Annotated in this window: 25 protein-coding genes; 18 read left to right on the top strand and 7 right to left on the bottom strand. The window is 69.3% G+C overall.

Annotation, left to right across the window (positions count from 1 at the left end; all coding sequences use genetic code 11):
• Window positions 1–61 precede the first annotated feature (61 nt).
• The 6 genes from egtD to gluQRS all read right to left on the bottom strand — a co-directional run bounded on the left by egtD (window position 62) and on the right by gluQRS (window position 4,604).
• Entirely contained in the window at window positions 62–1,039 is a 978-nt protein-coding gene (gene egtD / locus FSB78_RS14985; protein ID WP_147083382.1) for an L-histidine N(alpha)-methyltransferase, read from the bottom strand.
• Window positions 1,039–2,301, bottom strand: a complete 1,263-nt coding sequence (gene egtB / locus FSB78_RS14980) for an ergothioneine biosynthesis protein EgtB (protein ID WP_147083381.1) — start codon at window positions 2,299–2,301, stop codon at window positions 1,039–1,041. Before egtB ends, egtD begins: the two co-directional genes overlap by 1 nt.
• A gap of 31 nt (window positions 2,302–2,332) precedes the next feature.
• On the bottom strand, window positions 2,333–2,899 hold the full coding sequence (locus FSB78_RS14975) for a cob(I)yrinic acid a,c-diamide adenosyltransferase (protein WP_147083380.1): 567 nt from the start codon (window positions 2,897–2,899) through the stop codon (window positions 2,333–2,335).
• 10 nt (window positions 2,900–2,909) lie between these two features.
• Window positions 2,910–3,140 carry a twin transmembrane helix small protein gene (locus FSB78_RS14970; RefSeq protein WP_147083379.1) on the bottom strand — a complete coding sequence of 77 codons (231 nt, stop codon included), beginning with the start codon at window positions 3,138–3,140 and terminating at the stop codon, window positions 2,910–2,912.
• 181 nt (window positions 3,141–3,321) lie between these two features.
• Complete coding sequence (locus FSB78_RS14965; RefSeq protein ID WP_147083378.1) at window positions 3,322–3,618, bottom strand: hypothetical protein; 297 nt, start codon at window positions 3,616–3,618, stop codon at window positions 3,322–3,324.
• Window positions 3,619–3,710: 92 nt separating this feature from the next.
• Window positions 3,711–4,604, bottom strand: a complete 894-nt coding sequence (gene gluQRS, locus FSB78_RS14960; RefSeq protein ID WP_147083377.1) for a tRNA glutamyl-Q(34) synthetase GluQRS — start codon at window positions 4,602–4,604, stop codon at window positions 3,711–3,713.
• A gap of 59 nt (window positions 4,605–4,663) precedes the next feature.
• On the opposite strand from gluQRS, the gene FSB78_RS14955 reads away from it, so the two are divergent.
• The 8 genes from FSB78_RS14955 (at window position 4,664) to FSB78_RS14920 (ending at window position 12,149) form a co-directional block, all read left to right on the top strand.
• Complete coding sequence (locus tag FSB78_RS14955) at window positions 4,664–5,230, top strand: HNH endonuclease (RefSeq protein ID WP_147083376.1); 567 nt, start codon at window positions 4,664–4,666, stop codon at window positions 5,228–5,230.
• A gap of 37 nt (window positions 5,231–5,267) precedes the next feature.
• Window positions 5,268–5,633: an EF-hand domain-containing protein gene (locus FSB78_RS14950; protein ID WP_147083375.1), complete on the top strand. Its 366-nt coding sequence runs from the start codon at window positions 5,268–5,270 to the stop codon at window positions 5,631–5,633.
• 308 nt (window positions 5,634–5,941) lie between these two features.
• Window positions 5,942–8,614, top strand: coding sequence for a phosphoenolpyruvate carboxylase (gene ppc / locus FSB78_RS14945; RefSeq protein WP_147083374.1), 2,673 nt, complete (start codon window positions 5,942–5,944; stop codon window positions 8,612–8,614).
• Window positions 8,615–8,648: 34 nt separating this feature from the next.
• Window positions 8,649–9,566 (top strand): acetylglutamate kinase, encoded by a 918-nt coding sequence (gene argB, locus FSB78_RS14940; RefSeq protein ID WP_147083373.1) that lies wholly within the window; start codon window positions 8,649–8,651, stop codon window positions 9,564–9,566.
• A 457-nt stretch (window positions 9,567–10,023) separates the two neighbouring features.
• The gene (locus FSB78_RS14935) at window positions 10,024–10,326 is read left to right on the top strand and encodes a YggT family protein (RefSeq protein ID WP_242008331.1); all 303 of its coding nucleotides are present in this window, start codon (window positions 10,024–10,026) and stop codon (window positions 10,324–10,326) included.
• Window positions 10,307–10,624 (top strand): DUF167 domain-containing protein, encoded by a 318-nt coding sequence (locus FSB78_RS14930; protein ID WP_147083371.1) that lies wholly within the window; start codon window positions 10,307–10,309, stop codon window positions 10,622–10,624. The genes FSB78_RS14935 and FSB78_RS14930 overlap by 20 nt, the downstream gene beginning before the upstream one ends.
• Window positions 10,621–11,535, top strand: a complete 915-nt coding sequence (folD, locus tag FSB78_RS14925; protein WP_147083370.1) for a bifunctional methylenetetrahydrofolate dehydrogenase/methenyltetrahydrofolate cyclohydrolase FolD — start codon at window positions 10,621–10,623, stop codon at window positions 11,533–11,535. The genes FSB78_RS14930 and folD overlap by 4 nt, the downstream gene beginning before the upstream one ends.
• The gene (locus FSB78_RS14920) at window positions 11,529–12,149 is read left to right on the top strand and encodes a MarC family protein (RefSeq protein WP_147083369.1); all 621 of its coding nucleotides are present in this window, start codon (window positions 11,529–11,531) and stop codon (window positions 12,147–12,149) included. The genes folD and FSB78_RS14920 overlap by 7 nt, the downstream gene beginning before the upstream one ends.
• 124 nt (window positions 12,150–12,273) lie before the next feature.
• On the opposite strand, the gene FSB78_RS14915 is transcribed toward FSB78_RS14920, so the two are convergent.
• On the bottom strand, window positions 12,274–12,798 hold the full coding sequence (locus FSB78_RS14915) for a J domain-containing protein (protein WP_147083368.1): 525 nt from the start codon (window positions 12,796–12,798) through the stop codon (window positions 12,274–12,276).
• A gap of 110 nt (window positions 12,799–12,908) precedes the next feature.
• On the opposite strand from FSB78_RS14915, the gene FSB78_RS14910 reads away from it, so the two are divergent.
• The 10 genes from FSB78_RS14910 to FSB78_RS14865 all read left to right on the top strand — a co-directional run bounded on the left by FSB78_RS14910 (window position 12,909) and on the right by FSB78_RS14865 (window position 20,184).
• A complete protein-coding gene (locus FSB78_RS14910) occupies window positions 12,909–13,193 on the top strand; it encodes a BolA family protein (RefSeq protein ID WP_147083367.1) in 285 nt (94 codons plus the stop codon).
• 4 nt (window positions 13,194–13,197) lie between these two features.
• On the top strand, window positions 13,198–13,905 hold the full coding sequence (locus FSB78_RS14905; RefSeq protein ID WP_147083366.1) for a glutathione S-transferase: 708 nt from the start codon (window positions 13,198–13,200) through the stop codon (window positions 13,903–13,905).
• Between the two features lie 139 nt (window positions 13,906–14,044).
• Window positions 14,045–14,494 (top strand): NUDIX hydrolase, encoded by a 450-nt coding sequence (locus tag FSB78_RS14900; RefSeq protein ID WP_147083365.1) that lies wholly within the window; start codon window positions 14,045–14,047, stop codon window positions 14,492–14,494.
• Window positions 14,484–15,383 (top strand): pirin family protein, encoded by a 900-nt coding sequence (locus FSB78_RS14895; protein WP_147083364.1) that lies wholly within the window; start codon window positions 14,484–14,486, stop codon window positions 15,381–15,383. The genes FSB78_RS14900 and FSB78_RS14895 overlap by 11 nt, the downstream gene beginning before the upstream one ends.
• 150 nt (window positions 15,384–15,533) lie before the next feature.
• Window positions 15,534–16,421 carry an alpha/beta fold hydrolase gene (locus tag FSB78_RS14890; protein WP_147083363.1) on the top strand — a complete coding sequence of 296 codons (888 nt, stop codon included), beginning with the start codon at window positions 15,534–15,536 and terminating at the stop codon, window positions 16,419–16,421.
• A gap of 85 nt (window positions 16,422–16,506) precedes the next feature.
• Window positions 16,507–16,986, top strand: a complete 480-nt coding sequence (locus tag FSB78_RS14885) for an RcnB family protein (RefSeq protein WP_147083362.1) — start codon at window positions 16,507–16,509, stop codon at window positions 16,984–16,986.
• Between the two features lie 161 nt (window positions 16,987–17,147).
• On the top strand, window positions 17,148–17,810 hold the full coding sequence (gene hisG / locus FSB78_RS14880) for an ATP phosphoribosyltransferase (RefSeq protein ID WP_147083361.1): 663 nt from the start codon (window positions 17,148–17,150) through the stop codon (window positions 17,808–17,810).
• Between the two features lie 118 nt (window positions 17,811–17,928).
• Window positions 17,929–19,224, top strand: a complete 1,296-nt coding sequence (hisD, locus tag FSB78_RS14875) for a histidinol dehydrogenase (RefSeq protein WP_147083360.1) — start codon at window positions 17,929–17,931, stop codon at window positions 19,222–19,224.
• A gap of 321 nt (window positions 19,225–19,545) precedes the next feature.
• Window positions 19,546–20,001 carry a transcription antitermination factor NusB gene (nusB, locus tag FSB78_RS14870; RefSeq protein WP_147083359.1) on the top strand — a complete coding sequence of 152 codons (456 nt, stop codon included), beginning with the start codon at window positions 19,546–19,548 and terminating at the stop codon, window positions 19,999–20,001.
• A gap of 6 nt (window positions 20,002–20,007) precedes the next feature.
• The gene (locus FSB78_RS14865; RefSeq protein WP_147083358.1) at window positions 20,008–20,184 is read left to right on the top strand and encodes a DUF4169 family protein; all 177 of its coding nucleotides are present in this window, start codon (window positions 20,008–20,010) and stop codon (window positions 20,182–20,184) included.
• Window positions 20,185–20,206: the final 22 nt, after the last annotated feature.

The raw sequence follows: 20,206 nt of genomic DNA, 5'->3' as shown, positions 1-20,206 counted from the left end.
GCGGTGAGGGCGGTACGCCGCAACGGGAGACCCCAGCCTTCGCTGGGGTGACGGACAATGGTTAAGGCGCCGGCCGCTCCGCCTGCGCCTCGGCGAGGTACAGCGAGAACAACCCGTCGGGGTCGCTCCACGCCGCGATCGGCGTCCAGCCGCCCGAGCGCAGCAGGATCTTCGCGTCGCGCTGGCCGTATTTGTGGCTGTTCTCGGTGTGGATCGTCTCGCCCGCCGCCATCGAGAAGGGCCGGCCGTCGATCGTGAATTCGACGTCGCGCGTCGCCTCGAGGTGCATCTCGATCCGCGCGCGGTCGTCGTTCCAGATGGCGCGGTGGCGGAACGCGTCGACCGGGATCGTGCCGCCCAGCTCGCGGTTGATCCGCTCGAGCAGATTGCGGTTGAACGCCGCGGTCACGCCCGCCGCATCGTCATAGGCGGGTACCAGGATGTCGGGATCCTTGATCCGGTCCATGCCCACCAGCAGCATCGCGCCGAGCCCGAGCGACTGTCGCATCGTCCGCAACAGGTCGACCGCCATCAGCGGGATCATGTTGCCGATCGTCGAACCCGGGAAGAACCCCAGTTTCGGCGTCTCGGCGATCGTCTGTGGCAGGCTCAGCGGGCGCATGAAATCCGCCTCGAACGGCAGCACCAGCAGGTCGGGGAACTGCGCCGACAGCACGCGCGAGGAATCGCGCAGGAAATCGCCCGAGATATCGATCGGTACATAGACCGACGGCGCCACCGCATCGAGCAGGATCGGCGTCTTGGTCGACGACCCCGATCCGAACTCGACCACCGCGCGACCCGTGCCCGCGATCTCCGCGACCTCGGGGCACGCCGTGCGCAGGATGCCAGCCTCGGTCCGCGTCGGATAATATTCGGGCAGGTCGGTGATCGCCTCGAACAGTTCCGACCCGCGGCGGTCGTAGAACCAGCGCGCGGGGATCGCGCGCGGGCGGCGTTCGAATCCGGCCAGCACGTCGGCGCGAAACGCCGGGTCGGCGAGAGTCTGTTCGCCGTCCTCGATTTCGGGCTTCAGCATCAAAGGTCCTTTGCGAGCCGCACGCCGGTGAACTGCCAGCGCTGGTGCGGGTAGAAGAAATTGCGATAGCTGGCGCGCGCATGCCCCCGCGGCGTGGCGCAGCTGCCCCCGCGGAGCACGAACTGCCCGCTCATGAACTTGCCGTTATACTCGCCGACCGCGCCGTCTGCGGTCTTGAAGCCGGGATAGGGGCGGTACGCGCTGCCGGTCCATTCCCAGACATCGCCGAAAAACGCCGGGCCGTCCGCCGAGGGGCGCGGTTCGCACGGCCCGGCGCTATCGAGCTGGTTGCCGCCGCTGGCGTCGTATGCGGCGGCGGCCGCCTCCCATTCGAACTCGGTCGGCAGGCGCGCACCCGCCCAGCTGGCATAAGCGTCGGCCTCGAAGAAGCTGACATGCGTGACCGGCGCTGCGGGATCGAGCGCGCGGCGGCCGTCGAGCCCGAACCGCGTCCAGCCCGTTTCGCCCTGCTCCCAATAGAGCGGCGCGACGATGCCCTCCGCCTTCACCCATGCCCAGCCATCGGCGAGCCAGTGACGCGCTTCCTGATAACCACCATCGGCGATGAACGCGGCCCATTCGCCGTTGGTAACGGTGCGGTCGGCGATCGCGTGGGGGACGAGCAACGCGTCGTGGCGCGGGCCTTCGCAGTCGAACGCGAACCCGTCGCCGTCATGGCCGACCTGGACGATGCCGCCCGCACGCTCGATCCAGCCGACCGGTCCCGGCATCTCGACCGGCACTTTGCGCGGAGCAGGCCACATCGCGGGCTCGAGCGGGTTTTCCGAGAGCAGGTGGCAGATATCGGTAACCAGCAGCTCCTGGTGCTGCTCCTCGTGATGGCACCCCAGCGCCACCAGCGTCTGTACCTCGGGCGCGAGCGACGGCAGCGCGGCGAGCAGCGCGGCGTCGACCGCCGCGCGATAGGCGCGGACCTCGTCGAGGTTCGGCCGCGTGATCATGCCCCGGCGGTCGCGCGCATGGCGGCGGCCCTCGGCCTCGTAATAGCTGTTGAACAGGAACGGGAAGCGCGAATCGTGCAGCACATAGCCCGGCACATGGTCGCGCAGCACGAACGTCTCGAAGAACCAGGTCGTGTGCGCGAGGTGCCATTTGGTCGGCGACGCGTCGGGCATCGACTGCACCGTCGCATCGGCATCGGACAAGGGCGCGGCGAGCGCCAGCGACAGGTCGCGCACCGCGCTGAAGCGTGCGGCGAGAGCGGACAGGGGAGCGGGGGCAAGGGCGGGGCGGTCAGCCATCAGCGGTCTTTCTGTTCGACCGCGCGGGGTCTCAACCGCGCGTGGCGCCCGGCTTCCACAAAACGTCTCCGGCGCCATTTTGGTTCACGTGTCGCGCCGCGACGAACAGGAAATCGGAAAGCCGGTTGATATAGGCGAGCGCCGCCGGGTTCACCGGCTCCGAGACCGCCACCGCGGACCGCTCCGCGCGCCGCGTGATCGCGCGCGCCAGGTGCAGCGCGGCGGCACCCGCCGACCCGCCCGGCAGGATGAAGCTGCGCAGCGGCGACAGCGTCTCGTTCATCGAATCGATCGCGCGCTCCAGCCGCTCGACCTGCGCGGGCACGATCCGCAGCACCATCTGGGAGGGCGCGAAGTCCGTGCCCGGCGTCGCGAGGTCGGCGCCCAGATCGAACAGGTCGTTCTGGATCCGCTCGAGCTCGGGCGCGATGGCATGGTCGGCCAGCGCGACCGTCGCGATGCCCAGCGCGCTGTTCGCCTCGTCGACATCGCCGATCGCCTGCATCCGCGCCTCCGCCTTCGACACGCGCGATCCGTCGACCAGCCCCGTGGTGCCGTCGTCGCCGGTCCGCGTGTAGATGCTGTTCAGCTTGACCATGGCGAAGGGCTCAGGTGCGGCCGGCGGCGAACAGGATGACGACGACGATCAGGATCGCGATCGCCTGGAAGAAGATGCGTTGCTGCATCATCCGGTTCGATTTCAGCTGCGCCGTGCTCGGGCCACTGCCGTCCTTCACCGCCTGCGTGCCCTCCTGCAGGAACGCGACGATCCCGCGCACGAGGGCAACGAGAGTCGCGATCATCGCCGCGACCAGGAGGATGACGAGGAAGGTGTTCATGGCGACAATCTAGGCGCGCGCTGGTGGGGTAGCAATGGGTAGGCCCACGTCCCACGCCATGTACCACCCCGGCGAAGGCCGGGGCCCAATTGGGGAACGATGGTAACGGAGGGCAGCGCCCAACTCCCTGGGCCTTCCCATTTGGGCCCCGGCCTTCGCCGGGGTGGGCGCCGGGGTGGAATTACGCCTTCTTCACCGCGCACAGCAGGCGGAGCTGCTGATATTCCATCTGGCTCTCGTACAGCGCGGCATTGCCCTCGGCATAGATGAAGGGCTGGTAGCCCATATATTCGCGCTTCACGTTCTTGGAATTGACCATCCCGTAATAGCCCTTGCCCGACGGGCACGGCACGACGTCGCGGAACCGCGCGGAGGGCGATTCGATCACTTCGCCGCGCACCGCGTCGATCGCGTCGTCGACCCCCGGCTGCCCGCATGCGAGCAGACACAAGAGCGGGCAGAGGATCAGGATGCGCATGGGGGGTATGTAGCGACTGGCGGGGGTGGTGCAATCGGTCTCATCCTCCCCTGCAAGGGGAGGTGGCAGTCCGCAGGACTGACGGAGGGGTGTCACCCTATCGAGAGCGGGTCACCCCTCCGTCTGGCTGCGCCAGCCACCTCCCCTTGCAGGGGAGGATCGATGCGCAGCCGTTCGGCCAGACCCAGGCCATCTTCCCCCGCCAGCCTTCGCGCCGCCAGCGTCGGCGCGCCGTCGCGCTTCGCCAGCCGCCGCCCGTCCGCTCCGGTCACCAGCGGATGGTGGTGATACGCCGGCACCGGCAGCCCGAGCAGCGCCTGCAGCACGCGGTGGACATGCGTCGCGTCGAACAGGTCGACGCCGCGCACCACGTCGGTCACGCCCTGCGCGGCATCGTCGATCGTCACCGCGAGGTGATAGCTCGACGGCGCGTCCTTGCGCGCCAGCACGACGTCGCCCTGCGCCGCCGCATCCGCGACGACGACGCCTGCGGTCGCGTCGTGCCATGTCAACGGGCCCGTGCTGGCAAGCGCCGCCGCCATGTCGAGCCGCCAGCAACAGGGCCGATCGCCCGGCACCGGGGGATGCCGCCGGCACGTCCCCGGATAGACCGCCGCCGCATCGCCCTGCGGCGCCGACGCGCTCGCCGCGATTTCCGCACGTGTGCAGACGCACGGGTAGACCAGCCCCATCGCCTTCAGCCGCTCCAGCCCTTCGGCATGGACGGCCAGCCGCTCCGACTGGATCACCAGTTCGTCCCAGTCGAGCCCGAGCCAGCGCAGGTCCTCCAGGATCCCCGCGACATGCTCCGCGCGGCTGCGCGTGCCGTCGATATCCTCGATCCTGAGCACGAACCGCCCGCCGCGCGCCCTCGCGAAATCATGCGCGCGGATCGCCGATACCGCATGGCCCAGGTGCAGCCGCCCGGTCGGGCTCGGCGCGAACCGCGTGACGACTTGACCGGTGGCGGCGCTCCGTGCTGTCATGCTCGTGTCATCGCGGTGCGTCATTGGCGTCCTTACGCGAAGCCTGAGTGGGAGAAGCCGTGTTTCACCCCGACCTTATGCGCCATCCGGACGGATGCCCGGCGCTCGTGCTCAATGCCGATTATACGCCGCTTTCCTATTATCCGCTCAGCGTGTGGCCCTGGCAGACCGCGGTCAAGGCGGTGTTCCTCGACCGCGTCGACATCGTCGCCAATTACGAGCGCGAGGTGCGCAGCGCCAGCTTCGCGCTGAAACTGCCCTCGGTCATCGCGCTCAAGCAATTCGTCCGTCCGTCGCAATTTCCCGCCTTCACCCGCTTCAACCTGTTCCTGCGCGACAAGTTCGCCTGCCAATATTGCGGCAAGCCGAAGGACCTGACCTTCGACCACGTCATCCCGCGCGCGCAGGGGGGCCGCACCACCTGGGAAAACGTGGTCACCGCCTGTGCGCCGTGCAACCTCAAAAAGGGCGGGCGGACGCCGAAACAGGCCGCGATGCCGCTGCATCTCGAACCGATCCGGCCGACCAACTGGCACCTCCAGGAACATGGCCGGCGCTTCCCACCCAATTATTTGCACCAAACCTGGCACGACTGGCTCTATTGGGACGTCGAACTGGAAGCGTGAGCGCCGCCGGTACTTCGGGAGAATAGATATGCGCGTGATGATCGGAGCGGCTTTTGCCGCGGGGCTGCTGCTGGCAGGCTGCGGCGACAAGAAGGAAGCGCGCGCGCAGGCGGACGCGAAGGCGGCCGGGTTCGTGCCGCCCTCGGTCACCTCGCGGCTCGACTACGGCAGCTCGATGGAGCGCCGCTTCCGTGCGCTCGACCGCAACGGCGACGACAAGATCGGCAAGGACGAACTCCCCGCGCGCAACGCCCCGCGGCTGCAGGCGCTCGACCGCAACAAGGACGGCGAGATCTCCGCGATCGAGTTCAGCGAAGGCATGCTCGCGCGCTTCGACGCGATGGATCTCAACCACGACGGCACCGTCACCACCGAGGAACGCCAGGCCTCGCGCAAGCGCTGACGCCTGCAATCCTCCCCCGCCAGGGGAGGTGGCACCGCAGGTGACGGAGGGGGCGGACACGGAACGCTAATTACCCTTGCCGCCCCCTCCGTCGGGCTGCGCCCGCCACCTCCCCCTGGCGGGGGAGGATCTGATGCACCGCTACCCGCACCGTCATGCCAGCGCAGGCTGGCATCTTTCGCGGTGAGCACGGGACGCTGCAACGGGAGACCCCAGCCTGCGCTGGGGTGACGGTTGGAGGGAGGGGAGCAGGGTAGATCGCCATCCCCCCGGTTGACCTCGCGGACACCGCAGCGCAGCATATCGCCATGGCAAGCCTCCCCCCGATCGCGAACACCTCCGACATCCGCTTCCTCGGCGCCCTGCTGGGGGACGTCATCCGCGCCTATGGCGGCGAGCGGCTGTTCGAGGCGACCGAGGCGATCCGCAAGGCGTCGGTCGAGCGCCACCGCGGCAACGCGTCCGACGACGCGGTCGATCTCAGCCTCGAACGGCTCGACCTCGACGAGACGCTCGATTTCGTTCGCGGCTTCATGCTGTTCTCGATGCTCGCCAACCTCGCCGAGGATCGCCAGGGGATCACCGGCGAACAGGGCGCCGACCTCGCCTCCGCGCTCGCGCAGCTCGACGCCGCGGGGATCGACCGCGCGCAGGTCCGGCAACTGCTCGACCACGCACTGATCGCCCCCGTGCTCACCGCGCACCCGACCGAGGTGCGGCGGAAAAGCATGATCGATCACCGCAACCGCATCGCCGAGCTGATGGCGATGCGCGACGCCGGCCGCGAGACCACGCCAGACGGCGACGGCGTCGAGGACGGCATCCGCCGCCAGATCGCGCTGCTGTGGCAGACGCGCGTGCTGCGCCGCGACCGGCTCTACGTCACCGACGAGGTCGACACCGCGCTCAGCTATTTGCGTGACGTGTTCCTCCCCGCGCTCCCCGCGCTCTACCAGCGCTGGGACCGCGCGCTCGGCGCGCGGTCCCCGAGCTTCCTCAAGCCCGGCAGCTGGATCGGCGGCGACCGCGACGGCAACCCCTATGTCACCGCCGACTCGCTCAAGGCCGCGCTGGCAAAGGCGAGCGAGGCGGTCCTCGGTTACTATCTCGACGCGATCCACGCGCTCGGCGCCGAACTGTCGATCTCGACCGAACACGCCGCGCTCGACCCCGCGGTCGCAGCCCTCGCCGACGCCAGCGGCGATACCGCGCAGAGCCGCAGCGACGAACCCTATCGCCGCGCGCTGTCGGGCATTTACGCGCGGCTCGCCGCCACGCATCTCGCGCTCACCGGCAAGCCCGCACCGCGCCCCGGCCGGCTGACCGGCGAGGCCTATCCCGATCCGCAGGCGCTGCGCACCGATCTGGTCGCGATCGCGCACGGTCTGGCGAGCGGCGGCAGCGGCACGCTCGCCAGCGGCGGCGCGCTCGGCCGGCTGATCCGCGGCGTCGAGACGTTCGGCTTCCACCTCGCCACGCTCGACATGCGCCAGAACAGCGCGGTCCACGAACGCGTCGTCGCCGAGCTGTTCAAGGTCGCGGGCGTCGAGGCCGACTATCTCGCGCTCGACGAGGACGCGCGCGTCGCGCTGCTGCGCCGCGAGCTCGCCAACGCCCGCCCGCTCACCTCGCGCTTCGCCGACTACAGCGACGAAACCGCGGGCGAACTCGCGATCGTCCAGGCCGCCGCGACCGCGCACGCGACCTACGGCCCGGCGTGCATCGTCAACTACATCGTCTCGATGGCGCAGTCGGTCAGCGACCTGCTCGAGGTGAACCTGCTGCTCAAGGAAGCCGGGCTCTACCGTCCCGGCGACCATCCGACCGCGGCGATCATGGCGATCCCGCTGTTCGAGACGATCGAGGATCTGCAGGCCGCACCCGGCGTGATGACCGCGTGGTTCGCGCTCCCCGAGATTGCCGAAATCGCGCGGCACCGCGGGCATCAGGAAGTGATGATCGGCTATTCGGACAGCAACAAGGACGGCGGCTACCTCACCTCGACCTGGCAGCTGTCCAAGGCGTCGACCGCGCTGAAGCCGGTGTTCGCAGACGCCGGCGTCGGCATGCAGCTGTTCCACGGTCGCGGCGGCGCGGTCGGGCGGGGCGGCGGGTCGGCCTTCACCGCGATCCGCGCGCAGCCGCCGGGCACCGTGCAGGGCCGCATCCGCATTACCGAACAAGGCGAGGTCATCGCCGCCAAATACGGTACGAGAGATGCCGCGATGACCAACCTGGAGGCGATCGCGTCCGCCACGCTGCTCGCCAGCCTCGAACCCGAACGCCTCTCCAACGCCGACAACGCGCAATTCTCGGGCGCGATGGATCGCTTGAGCGACACCGCGTTCCGCAGCTACCGCGACCTCGTCTACGGCACCGACGGTTTCCGCACCTTCTTCCGCCAGATGACGCCGATCGCCGAGATCGCCGGGCTTAAGATCGGCAGCCGCCCCGCCAGCCGCACCAAGTCCGACCGGATCGAGGACCTCCGCGCCATCCCCTGGGTGTTCAGCTGGGCACAGGCACGCGTGATGCTGCCGGGATGGTACGGCGTCGGGCAGGCGATCGCCGCGCATCCCGACAAGGCGCTGCTCGTCGAGATGGCGCAGGGCTGGCCGTTGTTCGCGTCCGCGCTCGCCAATCTCGAGATGGTGCTGGCGAAGTCGGACATCGGCATCGCCGCGCGCTATGCCGAGCTGGTCGAGGATCCGGACCTCCGCGGCATCTTCGGCACGATCCGCGACGCCTGGCACCAGACGCATGACGGGCTGCTGGAAATCACCGGCCAGTCGCGGCTGCTCGAAAAGCACCCCGCGCTCGACACCTCGATCCGCCTGCGCCTGCCCTATATCGAACCGCTCAACCTGCTCCAGATCGAGCTGATCAAGCGCCGCCGCGCGGGGGAGGAAGATCCGCGGATCGGCGAGGGGATCCTGCTGTCGATCAACGCGATCGCGACCGGCCTGCGCAACAGCGGTTGATGACGCGCGCGTTGCGCCTCGCTAAAGCGCGGCAATGACCGACCACACGCCCGATCCCGCCCTGCTCGCCAAGGCGGAGACGCTGACCGAAGCTTTGCCCTATCTGCAACGCTATGCCGGCAAGACCTTCGTCGTGAAATATGGCGGCCATGCGATGGGCGATCCCGAGCTGCAGCGCGACTTCGCCGAGGACATGGTGCTGCTGAAGGCGGTCGGGATCAACGTCGTCGTCGTGCACGGCGGCGGCCCGCAGATCGGCGCGATGCTCAAGCGGCTCGGCGTCGAATCGCGCTTCGTCGACGGGCTGCGCGTCACCGATGCGGAGACCGCGCAGATCGCCGAAATGGTCCTCGCCGGCTCGATCAACAAGGAAATCGTCGGCTGGATCGGCCAGGCGGGCGGCCGCGCGGTCGGCATCTCGGGCAAGGATGCCGGCCTCGTCCTCGCACAGAAGGTCGGCAGTGCCCGCGAGCCCGACCGGCTGCAGGGGATCGAGCGTCACGTCGACCTCGGCTTCGTCGGCGAGCCGATCGCGGTCGACCGCAAGATCCTCGACACGCTGCTGCAGGCCGGGATCATCCCGGTGGTCGCGCCGATCGGCATCGGCGCCGACGGCCACACCTACAACATCAACGCCGACACGATGGCAGGCGCGATCGCGTCGGCGATGGGGGCGGCGCGCTTCTTCCTGCTGACCGACATCGTCGGCGTGCTCGACAAGCAGGGCGAACTGCTCACCGACCTCGACCCGGCGAAGGTCGCCGAACTGCGCGCCGACGGCACGATCACCGGGGGCATGATCCCGAAACTCGAAACCTGCGTCGCCGCGGTCCAGTCCGGCGTCGACGCCGCGGTGATCATCGACGGCCGCGTGCCCCACGCGATGCTGCTCGAGATCTTCACCAGGCAGGGCGCCGGCACGCTCGTCAGCTGCACGCCGCGCGGGCGGTAAGCACCGCCCACCGCTAGCGATCCCAAGGGGCGCCCACCCCTTACCGTCACCCCAGCGAAGGCTGGGGTCTCCCGTTGCAGCGCCCCGGGCCGCCGCACGAGATGCCAGCCTGCGCTGGCATGACGGCGGGGGGGGGTGGCGTCCTCCCCTCCCTGGAAGGGAGGGGCTGGGCGTGGGTCGGTCCGAGGCGGGTGCGGCGTTCCCCCGAGAGCAACCCACCCCCGACCCCTCCCTTCCAGGGAGGGGAGGGTACGCTCGTCCCCCGTCATCCCGGGCTCGTCCGGGGATCCCGGGTAACCGGGGGCGCCGCCTGTGACTCTGGATCCCGGGACGAGCCCGGGATGACGAAGCGCCCGGCATCACGACGATGCCCGGGATGACGAAGCGGCCGGCATGCCCTCTTCTCCCAACCCCCCGCGCGTCCTATACTCGAACCAACACCTCGCGGAGACCGTCCTTGCTCGCCATCCTCCAGATCCTCCAGCTGCTGCTCAACGTCGTGTGGTGGATCATCGTGGTCCAGGCGATCCTGTCGTGGCTGATCGCGTTCAACGTCATCAACACGCACAGCGACATGGTCCGCACCGTCTGGACCGCACTGCAGCGGATGACCGAGCCGCTCTATCGCCCGATCCGGCGCATCCTCCCCGATTTCGGCGCACTCGACCTGTCGCCGATGGTGGTGCTGCTGATCGTCTACATCCTCAGCAACATCGTCATCCCCAGCATCGCCGCGAACTATCTCACCACCGTCAACTGATCCCTGGCGCATCGTCGGCGACGGGCTGGTCGTCGCGGTCCGCGTCACGCCGCGCGGCGGGCGCGATTTGCTGAGCGCGGGGACGCCCGACCATCTCGCCGCGCGGCTCGCCGCGGCGCCGGTCGACGGCGCGGCGAATGCGGCGTTGCTCGCGCTGGTCGCCAGGCAGTTCGGCGTGGCGAAGCGCGCGGTGACGCTCGTCGCGGGCCAGACGTCGCGCGTGAAACGGCTGCACGTCGCCGGCGACCCGCACGCGCTGGCGGAAATCGCCGCCGGTCTCTATGGGACGGGCGCATGAGTGCGACCATCATCGACGGCAAGGCGTTCGCCGCCCGCTTACGCGCCCGCATCGCCACCGGCGTTGCCGAGTTCCACGCCGAGGCAGGCCGCGCGCCGGGCCTCGCGGTCGTGCTGGTCGGCGAGGATCCGGCCTCCGCCGTCTATGTCCGCTCGAAGGGCAAGGCCACGCGCGACGCCGGGATGCAGAGCATCGAGCATCGCCTGCCCGCCGACGTGCCCGCCGAGACCCTGCTGGCGCTGGTCGCCGATCTCAACGCCGATCCGGGCGTCGACGGCATCCTCGTCCAGCTGCCGCTGCCAAAGCACATCGACGCGCAGACGGTGATATCGGCGATCGACCCCGACAAGGACGTCGACGGCTTCCATCCCATCAACGCCGGCCGGCTCGCGACCGGGCTGCCGGGGTTCGTGCCCTGCACGCCGCTCGGCTGCCTGATGCTGCTGAAAAGCATTCACCCGAAACTCTCGGGGCTCGAGGCGGTCGTGATCGGCCGCTCGAACATCGTCGGCAAGCCGATGGCGCAATTGCTGCTCGCGGAAAGCTGCACCGTCACGATTGTCCATAGCCGCACCCACGACGCGAAGGCGCATGTCCGCGCCGCCGATATCGTCGTCGCCGCGGTCGGCATCCCCCAGATGGTCACCGGTGACTGGATCAAGCCCGGCGCGACCGTGATCGACGTCGGAATCAACCGCACCGAGGCCGGACTGGTCGGCGACGTCGACTTCGCCAGCGCGTCGCAGGTCGCCGGCGCGATCACCCCGGTGCCCGGCGGCGTCGGCCCGATGACGATCGCGGTGCTGCTGCGCAATACGCTGGTCTCCGCCGCCCGCCGCGAAGCCGTCGCGATCGATATCGACGCGGTGGACTCGGCCGGGGATGCAGCCGGGGATTCGGGCGCGTGCTAGAACTCTTCGTCTCGTCGCTGATCACCTTCTTCGTGGTGATCGATCCGCCGGGTTGCGCGCCGATCTATGCGGGCCTGTCCGCCGCGGCGCCGCCCGCGCAGCGGCGCGCGATGGCGTTCCGCGCGGTCGGCGTCTCGACCGCGATCCTGCTCGTCTTCGCGCTGTTCGGCGAGGATCTGCTGCGCGGGCTCGGCATCAGCCTGGCCAGCTTCCGCATCGCCGGCGGCATCATGCTGTTCCTGATCGCGCTCGAAATGGTGTTCGAGAAGCGCACCCAGCGCCGCGAGGACCGCGCCGCCAAGGTCGCCGAGGATCCCGAGGCGGACGACGTCTCGATCTTCCCGATGGCGATGCCGATGATCGCGGGGCCGGGCTCGATCGCGTCGGTGATGCTGCTGATGAGCCGCAACGACGGGATCGAGCGCACCCTGGTGGTGCTCGCCGCGATGGGCACGATCCTGCTGCTGACGCTCGTCGCGCTGCTCGCCGCCGGCCCGATCATGCGCATCCTCGGCGCGAAGATCGAGGCGGTGATCACCCGGCTGCTGGGCGTGCTGCTCGCCGCTCTCGCCGTGCAGTTCGTGATCGACGGCGTGTCGCAGGTCCTGCGCTAGTCTCTATCCTCCCCCGCCAGGGGGAGGTGGCAGGCGCAGCCTGACGGAGGGGGCGGGCGGCGGTCACCTCCGTTCCGTGTCCGCCCCCTCCGTCGCCACCTCCCCCTGGCGGGGGAGGATTAGGTCACGCGAACGCCTTCGCCCCCTTCAGTTGCTGATACGCCGCGATCACCTTCTGCAGCTCCCCCTCGTGCGCGCGGTCGCCGCCGTTGCGGTCGGGGTGGAATCGCCGCACCAGCTCGCTGTAGCGTTTCCTGAGGCCCGTCCGGTCGACATCGGTCCCCAGTCCCAGCACCTTGAGCGCGCGCCGCTCGCCGTCGCTCAGTGCGCGGCCGTCCTTGCGCGCCGCTGCCACCCGCTCGCCGAACCGCGCGCCGATCGCGTCGATCGGATCGGAAAAGTCCGCCCATTTCGGCGGCGTGTCACCACCCGCATGCGCGAACGCGCGCGTCTCGCGCTCCCATCCCGCCATCGGCCGCTGCGCATGGTGGATCTCGTCGGCGGTCATCCCGTCGAAGAAATTATACCCCGCGTTGAACGCGCGGACATGCTCGAGGCAGAACCAGCGGAATTTGGGCGGCCCGCCGTCGCTCGCGCCTTCCAAGGGCGGCGCGCGGAATTCGCCCGGCTCGTCACAGGCACCGAACATGCACTGCCGGCCTGTATTCTCGACTCGCCCGTGAAACCTCGGGCTCGGTCTTTCCTTACGTTCGTTCGCCACCGGCTCCCCGCGCTTGCCAAACGGGGTATATAGGAAGGATGACCATGCTCGCCACCGGCTCCGTCCAGGACCAGATCACCGCCCGCCTCAGCGCGGCGCTTCAGCCCACCCGCCTCGTCGTGCTCAACGAGAGCGCGTCCCATGCCGGCCATATGGGCGACGACGGCACCGGCGAATCACATTTCCGCGTCGAGGTCGAGAGCGCCGCCTTTGCCGGGCTCAACCGCGTCGCGCGCCAGCGGCTCGTGAACCAAGCGCTCGCCGATCTGTTGAGCGAACGGATACACGCGCTCGCCATCAAGGCCAGTGCACCCGGAGACTGACGCGATGGCCTATGACCTCTGGTACTGGCCCTCGATCCAGGGGCGTGGCGAGTTCGTCCGCCTCGCGCTCGAAGCCGCCGAGATACCCTATGTCGACCGCGCCCGCGATTCCGGCGAAGAGGGGCTGATGGCCGACATGGAGGCGCGGAGCGGTCGCGTGCCGTTCGCGCCACCCTATCTCGACACGGGGGGCCGCGTGATCGCGCAGGTCGCCAACATCCTGATGTATCTCGGCGAGCGCCACGACCTCGCGCCCTCGGGGATGGCCGACCGGCTGTGGCTCAACCAGCTGCAGCTGACGATCGCCGACCTCGTGGCGGAGGTCCACAACGTCCACCACCCGGTCGCGATGATGGACTATTACGACGACCAGAAGCCCGAGGCCGCCCGCGCCGCGAAGCAGTTCCGCGAGGAACGGCTGCCGAAATTCCTCGGCCATTTCGAGGACGCGGTCGAGGCCAATCCCGGTGACTGGCTGATCGACCATCGCTGGACCTATTGCGACACCTCGCTGTTCCAGATCGTCGAGGGCCTGCGCTACATGTTCCCGCGGCGGATGAAGACGCTCGAGCCGGACTATCCCAACCTGACCCGGATCCGCGACCAGGTCGCCGAGATCCCCGCCGTCCGCGCGTACCTTAACAGCGACCGTCGTATCGCGTTCAACACCGACGGCATCTTCCGCCATTATCCCGAGCTGGATTCGGAATGAGCACCACCAAATCCTCCCCCGCCAGGGGGAGGTGGCAGCCGCAGGCTGACGGAGGGGGCGGTATGCGGTCCGCTATCGTTCCGTGTCCGCCCCCTCCGTCAGGCTACGCCTGCCACCTCCCCCTGGCGGGGGAGGATCGATGACCCGAACCCCACGCCCCGCTGCACGCATCCTCTTGGTCGACGCGCAGGACCGCGCGCTGCTGTTCCGTTTCACCCCCAATGATCGCCCGCCCTTGTGGTGCACCCCCGGCGGCGCGGTCGATCCGGGCGAGAGCTTCGCCGCCGCCGCGCGCCGCGAATTGTGGGAAGAGGTCGGCCTCGACATCGACTGCGGCCCCGAGGTCGCGCGCCGCGTCGTCGACTTCCGCACCTTCGAGGGGACCGAGGTGACCGCCGACGAACGCTATTTCCGCGTCGATGTCGACAGCTGCGAGGTCGCGGCGGGCGGCCTTACCGCGCAGGAGGAACTGCTGCTCGTCGGTCACCGCTGGTTTTCCAGATCCGACATCGCGGCCCATGACGAAGTCATCTATCCAGCGGACCTCGTCGAACTCCTCGACGCCACGGAGCCGCGCCATGCTCGATGATTTCGTCCTCCAGACGATCCTGCCGTCCACGCACGACCTGGGCGGCTTCAAGGTCCACCGCACGCTGCCCAACCGCGAGCGCACGATGGTCGGCCCGTTCCTGTTCTTCGACCAGATGGGCCCCGCGCATTTGCCGGTCGGCGGCGGCATCGACGTGCGCCCGCATCCGCACATCAACCTGTCGACCGTCACCTATCTGTTCGACGGCGCGATCGACCACCGCGATTCGCTCGGCACCAAGGCACGGATCGAGCCCGGCGCGGTCAACCTGATGACCGCGGGGCACGGCATCGTCCATTCCGAACGCTCGCCCGGCGACGAACGCGCCGAGGGACCGAACCTGTCGGGCATCCAGACCTGGCTCGCCATGCCCGAGGCGAAGGAGGAAATGGACCCCGCCTTCGAACACGTCACCAAGGCCGATCTGCCGATGATCGAGGCGCACGGCGCGCGCTCGCGGATCATCATGGGGAGCCTCTGGGGCCAGAGCGCACCGACCACGACCTATTCGGGCACGATCTACGCCGACATCGCGCTCGACCCCGGCGCCAGCGTCCCGATCGACGCCGCCGCCGAGGAACGCGCGATCTACCTCGCCATGGGCGAGGCGACACTGGAAGGCGTGCCCCTCGAGCCGCAGGTCCTCTACGTGCTGCGCCCCGGCATTTCGGCGACATTGCGCTCGGCGAGCGGCGGCCGCGCGATGCTGTGCGGCGGCGACGCGTTCACGACCCCGCGCCACGTCTGGTGGAACTTCGTCAGCTCGCGCCGCGACCGCATCGACGAAGCCAAGCGCGCCTGGACCGCGGGGGAATTCCCGAAAGTCCCCGGCGACGAGAAGGAATGGATCGAGATTCCGGCGATTCCTAAGACGGTGAGTTATCCGTGATCGAGACGGCATAACCAAGCACCACCCCGGCGAAGGCCGGGGCCCAGTTGGGGGACGGTCGTGACGTCGGGCAACGCTCCGTTACATGGACCTTTCCAACTGGGCCCCGGCCTTCGCCGGGGAAGTGGCTCGTAACAGAGGGAGAAGAGCATGGCCGACGACCTCCACAGCATCGCCCTTCCGACCGGCGTCACCCTCGACGTCCAGGTCGCCGGCAACCCGTCGCACCCGCCGGTCATCCTGCTCCACGGCTTCCCCGAATCGCACCGCACCTGGCGGCACATCGTCCCCGATCTCGCGCAGGACCATTTCGTCCTCGCCCCCGACCAGCGCGGCTATGCGAAGTCGTCGAAACCCCAAGGCATCGCCGAATACACGCCGGAGAAGATCGTCGCCGACCTGCTCGCGCTCGCCGACCATTTCGGCCTCGCGCGCTTCACGCTGGTCGGCCACGACTGGGGCGGCGCGGTCGCGTGGATGGCGGCGCTGAAGCATCCCGACCGGATCGGGCGGCTCGTCATCGTCAACGCGCCGCACCCACTCGTCTTCCAGCGCAGCCTGTACGACGACCCCGCGCAGCGCGCCGCCAGCCAGTACATCACCGCGTTCCGCAACCCGGGTTTCGAGGCGCATGTCGACAAGATCGGCCTCTCCGCCTTCTTCGACTCGAGCTTCGCCCCCCATATCGCGCCCGACCGGATCGCCGACGAGAAACCCGTGTACCTCGACCAATGGGCGCAGCCCGGCGCGCTGACCGGCATGCTCAACTGGTACCGCGCCAGCGCGATCGTCGTGCCGGCGGTCGATACGGCGCCGGACCGCCCCGCCTTTCTCGACGCGCCGTTCCCGCCGACGCAGATGCCGGTGCTCGCGATCTGGGGGCTCGGCGACACCGCGCTGCTGCCCTGCCAGCTCGACCAGCTCGCCGACCATGTCCCCGATCTGACGATCGAACGCGTCGATGCCGGGCATTTCGTCCCCTGGCAGAACCCGGCCGCCGTCCTCGCGGCGCTGCGGCGCAACCTGTCGGAATCCTGACCGCGCCATTCCGAAATCGTTCAGCGCGCGGGAACCATAAGGCCTCCATGCCGCTAAACCCGGCGTCGAATAAAGGAGAGCCGTCATGCACAAGATGATTCTGGCCGCACTTGCCGCCACCGTCCTGACCCCCGTTGCTGCCCAGGCGCAGAGCGCGGGCGAAATCCGCCGCGACAACCGCGAGATCCGCGAGAGCCGCCGCGACCTCCGCCAGGCGCAGCGCTACGGCGACCGCGGCGACATCCGCGACGCCCGTCGCGAACTGCGCGAGGATCGCCAGGAGCGCCGCGAGGATTGGCGCGACTATCGCCGCACGCACCAGAACGTCTATCGCCGCGGCAATTACGTCGGCCCGCGCGGCTATCGCTATCGCCCGGTAAGCGTCGGCTACCGCTTCGCGCCCGAATATTACGGCCGCAACTACTGGATCAACGACTACCAGACCTATCGCCTGCCGCGCCCGGGCTATGGCTATCAGCGCTGGGTCCGCTACGGCCGCGACGTCGTGCTGGTCGATACCCGCTCGGGCCGCACCGTCCAGGTCTATAACAGCTTCTTCTACTGAGCTGACGTAACACCACCACCACTCGTCATGCCAGCGCAGGCTGGCATCTCCCGGTTCGGGTCACAGCACCCGCCCCGGGGAGACCCCAGCCTTCGCTGGGGTGACGGGGCGGGGGCGTGGAGGCCGTTGCACCCCCGCCACGCGCCCCGTAAAGCGCACGCGTGTCCGAACCTCCCCCCCTGATCATCGCCGTCCCCAAGGGGCGCATCCTCGCCGAGGCCCTTCCGCTGCTCGCCCGCGCGGGCATCGTGCCCGAGGCGGCGTTCTCCGACGAGGACAGCCGGCTCCTGCGCTTCGAGACCGACGATCCCGGCATCTCGCTGATCCGCGTCCGCGCGTTCGACGTCGCGACCTTCGTCGCGCACGGCGCCGCCCAGCTCGGCATCGTCGGCTCCGACGTGATCGCCGAATTCGGCTATTCCGAACTCTACGCGCCCGTCGATCTCGGCATCGGCCATTGCCGCCTGTCGGTCGCCGAGCCCGTCGCGATGGCGGCGCACGACGATCCGCGCGGCTGGAGCCATGTCCGCGTCGCGACCAAATATCCGCACGTCACCGCGGCCCATTTCGCCGCGCGCGGCGTCCAGGCGGAATGCGTCAAGCTGAACGGCGCGATGGAACTCGCCCCGACATTGGGCCTCGCGCCGCGGATCGTCGACCTCGTCTCGTCGGGCCGTACGCTCAAGGAGAACGGGCTCGTCGAGGTCGAGGAGATCATGCAGGTCACCAGCCGCCTGATCGTCAACCGCGCCGCGATGAAGACGCGCCCGCAGGTGGTCCCGCTGGTCGAGGCGTTCCGCCGCGCTGTGGAGGCGGGGGCATGAGCGGCGCAGACCTCCCCTCCCGCTTGCGGGAGGGGCTGGGGGAGGGCCTGTCCCCCAGCGTCGCGAGTATAGCTATGACACGCCCTCCCCTAACCCCTCCCGCAAGCGGGAGGGGAATGTGATCCGCCTTACCGCTACTGACGCGTCCTTCGCGTCCGCCTTCGAAACCCTCGTCGCCGCGCGCCGCGAAGCGTCCTCCGACGTCACCCGCGACGTCGCCGCGATCATCGCCGACGTCCGCGACCGCGGCGAACCGGCCTTGCGCGACCTGACGCAGCGGCTCGACCGCCACGACCTCGACGCCACCGGCTGGCGGATCGCGCCCGAGACCTGCGCCGCTGCGTTCGCCGCGCTCGACCCCGACCTGCGCACCGCGCTCGAACTCGCCGCCGCGCGGATCAAGGCGTATCACGAGAAACAGCGCCCGCTCGACACCGACGACACCGATTCCGCGGGCGTCCGCCTCGGCGCGCGCTGGACCCCGGTCGACGCGGCCGGGCTCTACGTCCCCGGCGGGCGCGCGGCCTACCCGTCGTCGCTGCTGATGAACGCGATCCCCGCCAAGGTCGCGGGCGTGAAGCGCCTCGCGATGGTCACGCCGACCCCCGACGGCACGATCAACGACCTCGTCCTCGCCGCCGCGCACCTCGTCGGCATCGACGAAATCTGGCGCGTCGGCGGCGCGCAGGGCATCGCCGCTTTGGCATACGGGGCAGGGCGGATCGCGCCGGTCGACGTCATCACCGGCCCCGGCAACGCCTGGGTCGCGGAGGCCAAGCGCCAGCTCTACGGCGTTGTCGGCATCGACATGGTCGCTGGGCCGTCCGAGATCGTCGTGGTCGCCGACGCGCAGAACGACCCCGAATGGACTGCCGCCGACCTGCTCAGCCAGGCCGAGCACGACACCACGACCCAGTCGATCCTGTTCACCGACGACGCCGCCTATGCAAACGCGGTCGCCGCCGCGGTCGACCGCCAGCTGTCGACGCTCGCGACCGAAGCCGTCGCGCGCGTCGCGTGGGACGCCAACGGTGCGATCATCGTCGTCGAGTCGCTCGCCGACGCCGCGCCTCTGGTCGATCGCCTCGCCCCCGAGCATCTCCAGCTCGCGATTCCCGACCCGCAAGCCTTCTTCGACCGCATCCGGCACGCCGGCTCGGTGTTCCTCGGCCGCTACACGCCCGAGGCGATCGGCGATTACGTCGCGGGCCCCAACCACGTCCTCCCGACCGGCCGCCGCGCACGCTTCGCCAGCGGCCTGTCGGTGCTCGACTTCATGAAGCGCACCAGCTTCCTGCAGCTCGACGAGGATGCGCTGCGCGAACTCGGCCCGGCGACGGTTGCCCTGGCCAAGGCGGAGGGGCTCCCGGCCCATGCCCGCTCGGTCGCGCTCCGGCTTCGCCTCAACACCTGATCGGGTTCGCGCAGAGGCGCAGAGGACGCTGAGGAAGAAGGGGTTCTCACGGAAAGCCGCTAAGACGCGAAGAGAAGAAGGGTTTCACGCGGAGGCGCGGAGGAGTAGCACCCGCCGCGCAGCGGCTTTCCATCTCGGACGGGGCACCCGCAACCCCCGATTGAGCCAAAGCGGCTGCGCCGCACGCGACATCTCAGCGTCCTCCGCGCCTCTGCGCGAACCAAACTCCTTCTCTTCGCGTCTTAGCGGCTTAGCGTGAACCACCCCTTCTAAAGACCAAGGGCTGACACGCGCCGCCCCGAGGCCTAAGGGCAACCGCTTATGTCCCGCACAGCCCCCCGCACCAAGGCGCGCGCCGCCGCCCGACTCGCCGCCGTCCAGGCGATGTACCAGCACGAGATGGAAGGCACCGCCATCCCCGCGCTGCTCCACGAATTCCACCAGCACCGTCTCGGCGCCACCATCGAGGACGTCGAATATGCCGAGGCCGATGTCGACTTCTTCGACGACCTGGTCAGCGGCGCGCACGCCCGCGCGGACGAGATCGACGGCCTCGTCGCCGCCAAGCTCGCCAAGGGCTGGAGCCTCACGCGCCTCGACAAGCCGATGAAGGCGATCCTCCGCGTCGGCACCTACGAACTGCTCGCGCGCAACGACGTCCCCGTCGGCGCGGTGATCAGCGAATATGTCGACGTCGCGCACGCCTTTTACGACAAGCGCGAATCGGGCTTCGTCAACGGCCTGCTCGACGCGATCGCCAAGGACGTCCGCGGCTGATCGCGCATGGCGGAGATCGTCAACCTCCGCCGCGCCCGCAAGGCCAAGGCCCGCGCAACCGCGGAAGCGACCGCCACCGCCAACCGCGCGGCCTTCGGCCGCACCAAGGCCGAGAAGGACGCGGCGCAAGCGGAGGCTGCGAAGCGCGACCGCACGCTCGACGGCGCGAAGCTGGACGACTGACCCCCCGTTCTCCCGCGAACGC

Origin of the sequence: Sphingomonas ginsenosidivorax (assembly GCF_007995065.1) — a bacterium.
In the GTDB taxonomy this organism is placed as follows: Bacteria; Pseudomonadota; Alphaproteobacteria; order Sphingomonadales; family Sphingomonadaceae; genus Sphingomonas; species Sphingomonas ginsenosidivorax.
Note: the sequence above shows the minus strand (reverse complement) of the source record. Positions and strands in the feature narration are given on the sequence as shown.

Coding starts and splice junctions, on each gene's coding strand:
- egtD (WP_147083382.1), bottom strand. CDS start 1,039: ATGCTGAAGCCCGAAATCGAGGACGGCGAACAGACTCTCGCCGACCCG.
- egtB (WP_147083381.1), bottom strand. CDS start 2,301: ATGGCTGACCGCCCCGCCCTTGCCCCCGCTCCCCTGTCCGCTCTCGCC.
- FSB78_RS14975 (WP_147083380.1), bottom strand. CDS start 2,899: ATGGTCAAGCTGAACAGCATCTACACGCGGACCGGCGACGACGGCACC.
- FSB78_RS14970 (WP_147083379.1), bottom strand. CDS start 3,140: ATGAACACCTTCCTCGTCATCCTCCTGGTCGCGGCGATGATCGCGACT.
- FSB78_RS14965 (WP_147083378.1), bottom strand. CDS start 3,618: ATGCGCATCCTGATCCTCTGCCCGCTCTTGTGTCTGCTCGCATGCGGG.
- gluQRS (WP_147083377.1), bottom strand. CDS start 4,604: ATGACAGCACGGAGCGCCGCCACCGGTCAAGTCGTCACGCGGTTCGCG.
- FSB78_RS14950 (WP_147083375.1), top strand. CDS start 5,268: ATGATCGGAGCGGCTTTTGCCGCGGGGCTGCTGCTGGCAGGCTGCGGC.
- ppc (WP_147083374.1), top strand. CDS start 5,942: ATGGCAAGCCTCCCCCCGATCGCGAACACCTCCGACATCCGCTTCCTC.
- argB (WP_147083373.1), top strand. CDS start 8,649: ATGACCGACCACACGCCCGATCCCGCCCTGCTCGCCAAGGCGGAGACG.
- folD (WP_147083370.1), top strand. CDS start 10,621: ATGAGTGCGACCATCATCGACGGCAAGGCGTTCGCCGCCCGCTTACGC.
- FSB78_RS14915 (WP_147083368.1), bottom strand. CDS start 12,798: ATGTTCGGTGCCTGTGACGAGCCGGGCGAATTCCGCGCGCCGCCCTTG.
- FSB78_RS14910 (WP_147083367.1), top strand. CDS start 12,909: ATGACCATGCTCGCCACCGGCTCCGTCCAGGACCAGATCACCGCCCGC.
- FSB78_RS14905 (WP_147083366.1), top strand. CDS start 13,198: ATGGCCTATGACCTCTGGTACTGGCCCTCGATCCAGGGGCGTGGCGAG.
- FSB78_RS14900 (WP_147083365.1), top strand. CDS start 14,045: ATGACCCGAACCCCACGCCCCGCTGCACGCATCCTCTTGGTCGACGCG.
- FSB78_RS14895 (WP_147083364.1), top strand. CDS start 14,484: ATGCTCGATGATTTCGTCCTCCAGACGATCCTGCCGTCCACGCACGAC.
- FSB78_RS14890 (WP_147083363.1), top strand. CDS start 15,534: ATGGCCGACGACCTCCACAGCATCGCCCTTCCGACCGGCGTCACCCTC.
- FSB78_RS14885 (WP_147083362.1), top strand. CDS start 16,507: ATGCACAAGATGATTCTGGCCGCACTTGCCGCCACCGTCCTGACCCCC.
- nusB (WP_147083359.1), top strand. CDS start 19,546: ATGTCCCGCACAGCCCCCCGCACCAAGGCGCGCGCCGCCGCCCGACTC.
- FSB78_RS14865 (WP_147083358.1), top strand. CDS start 20,008: ATGGCGGAGATCGTCAACCTCCGCCGCGCCCGCAAGGCCAAGGCCCGC.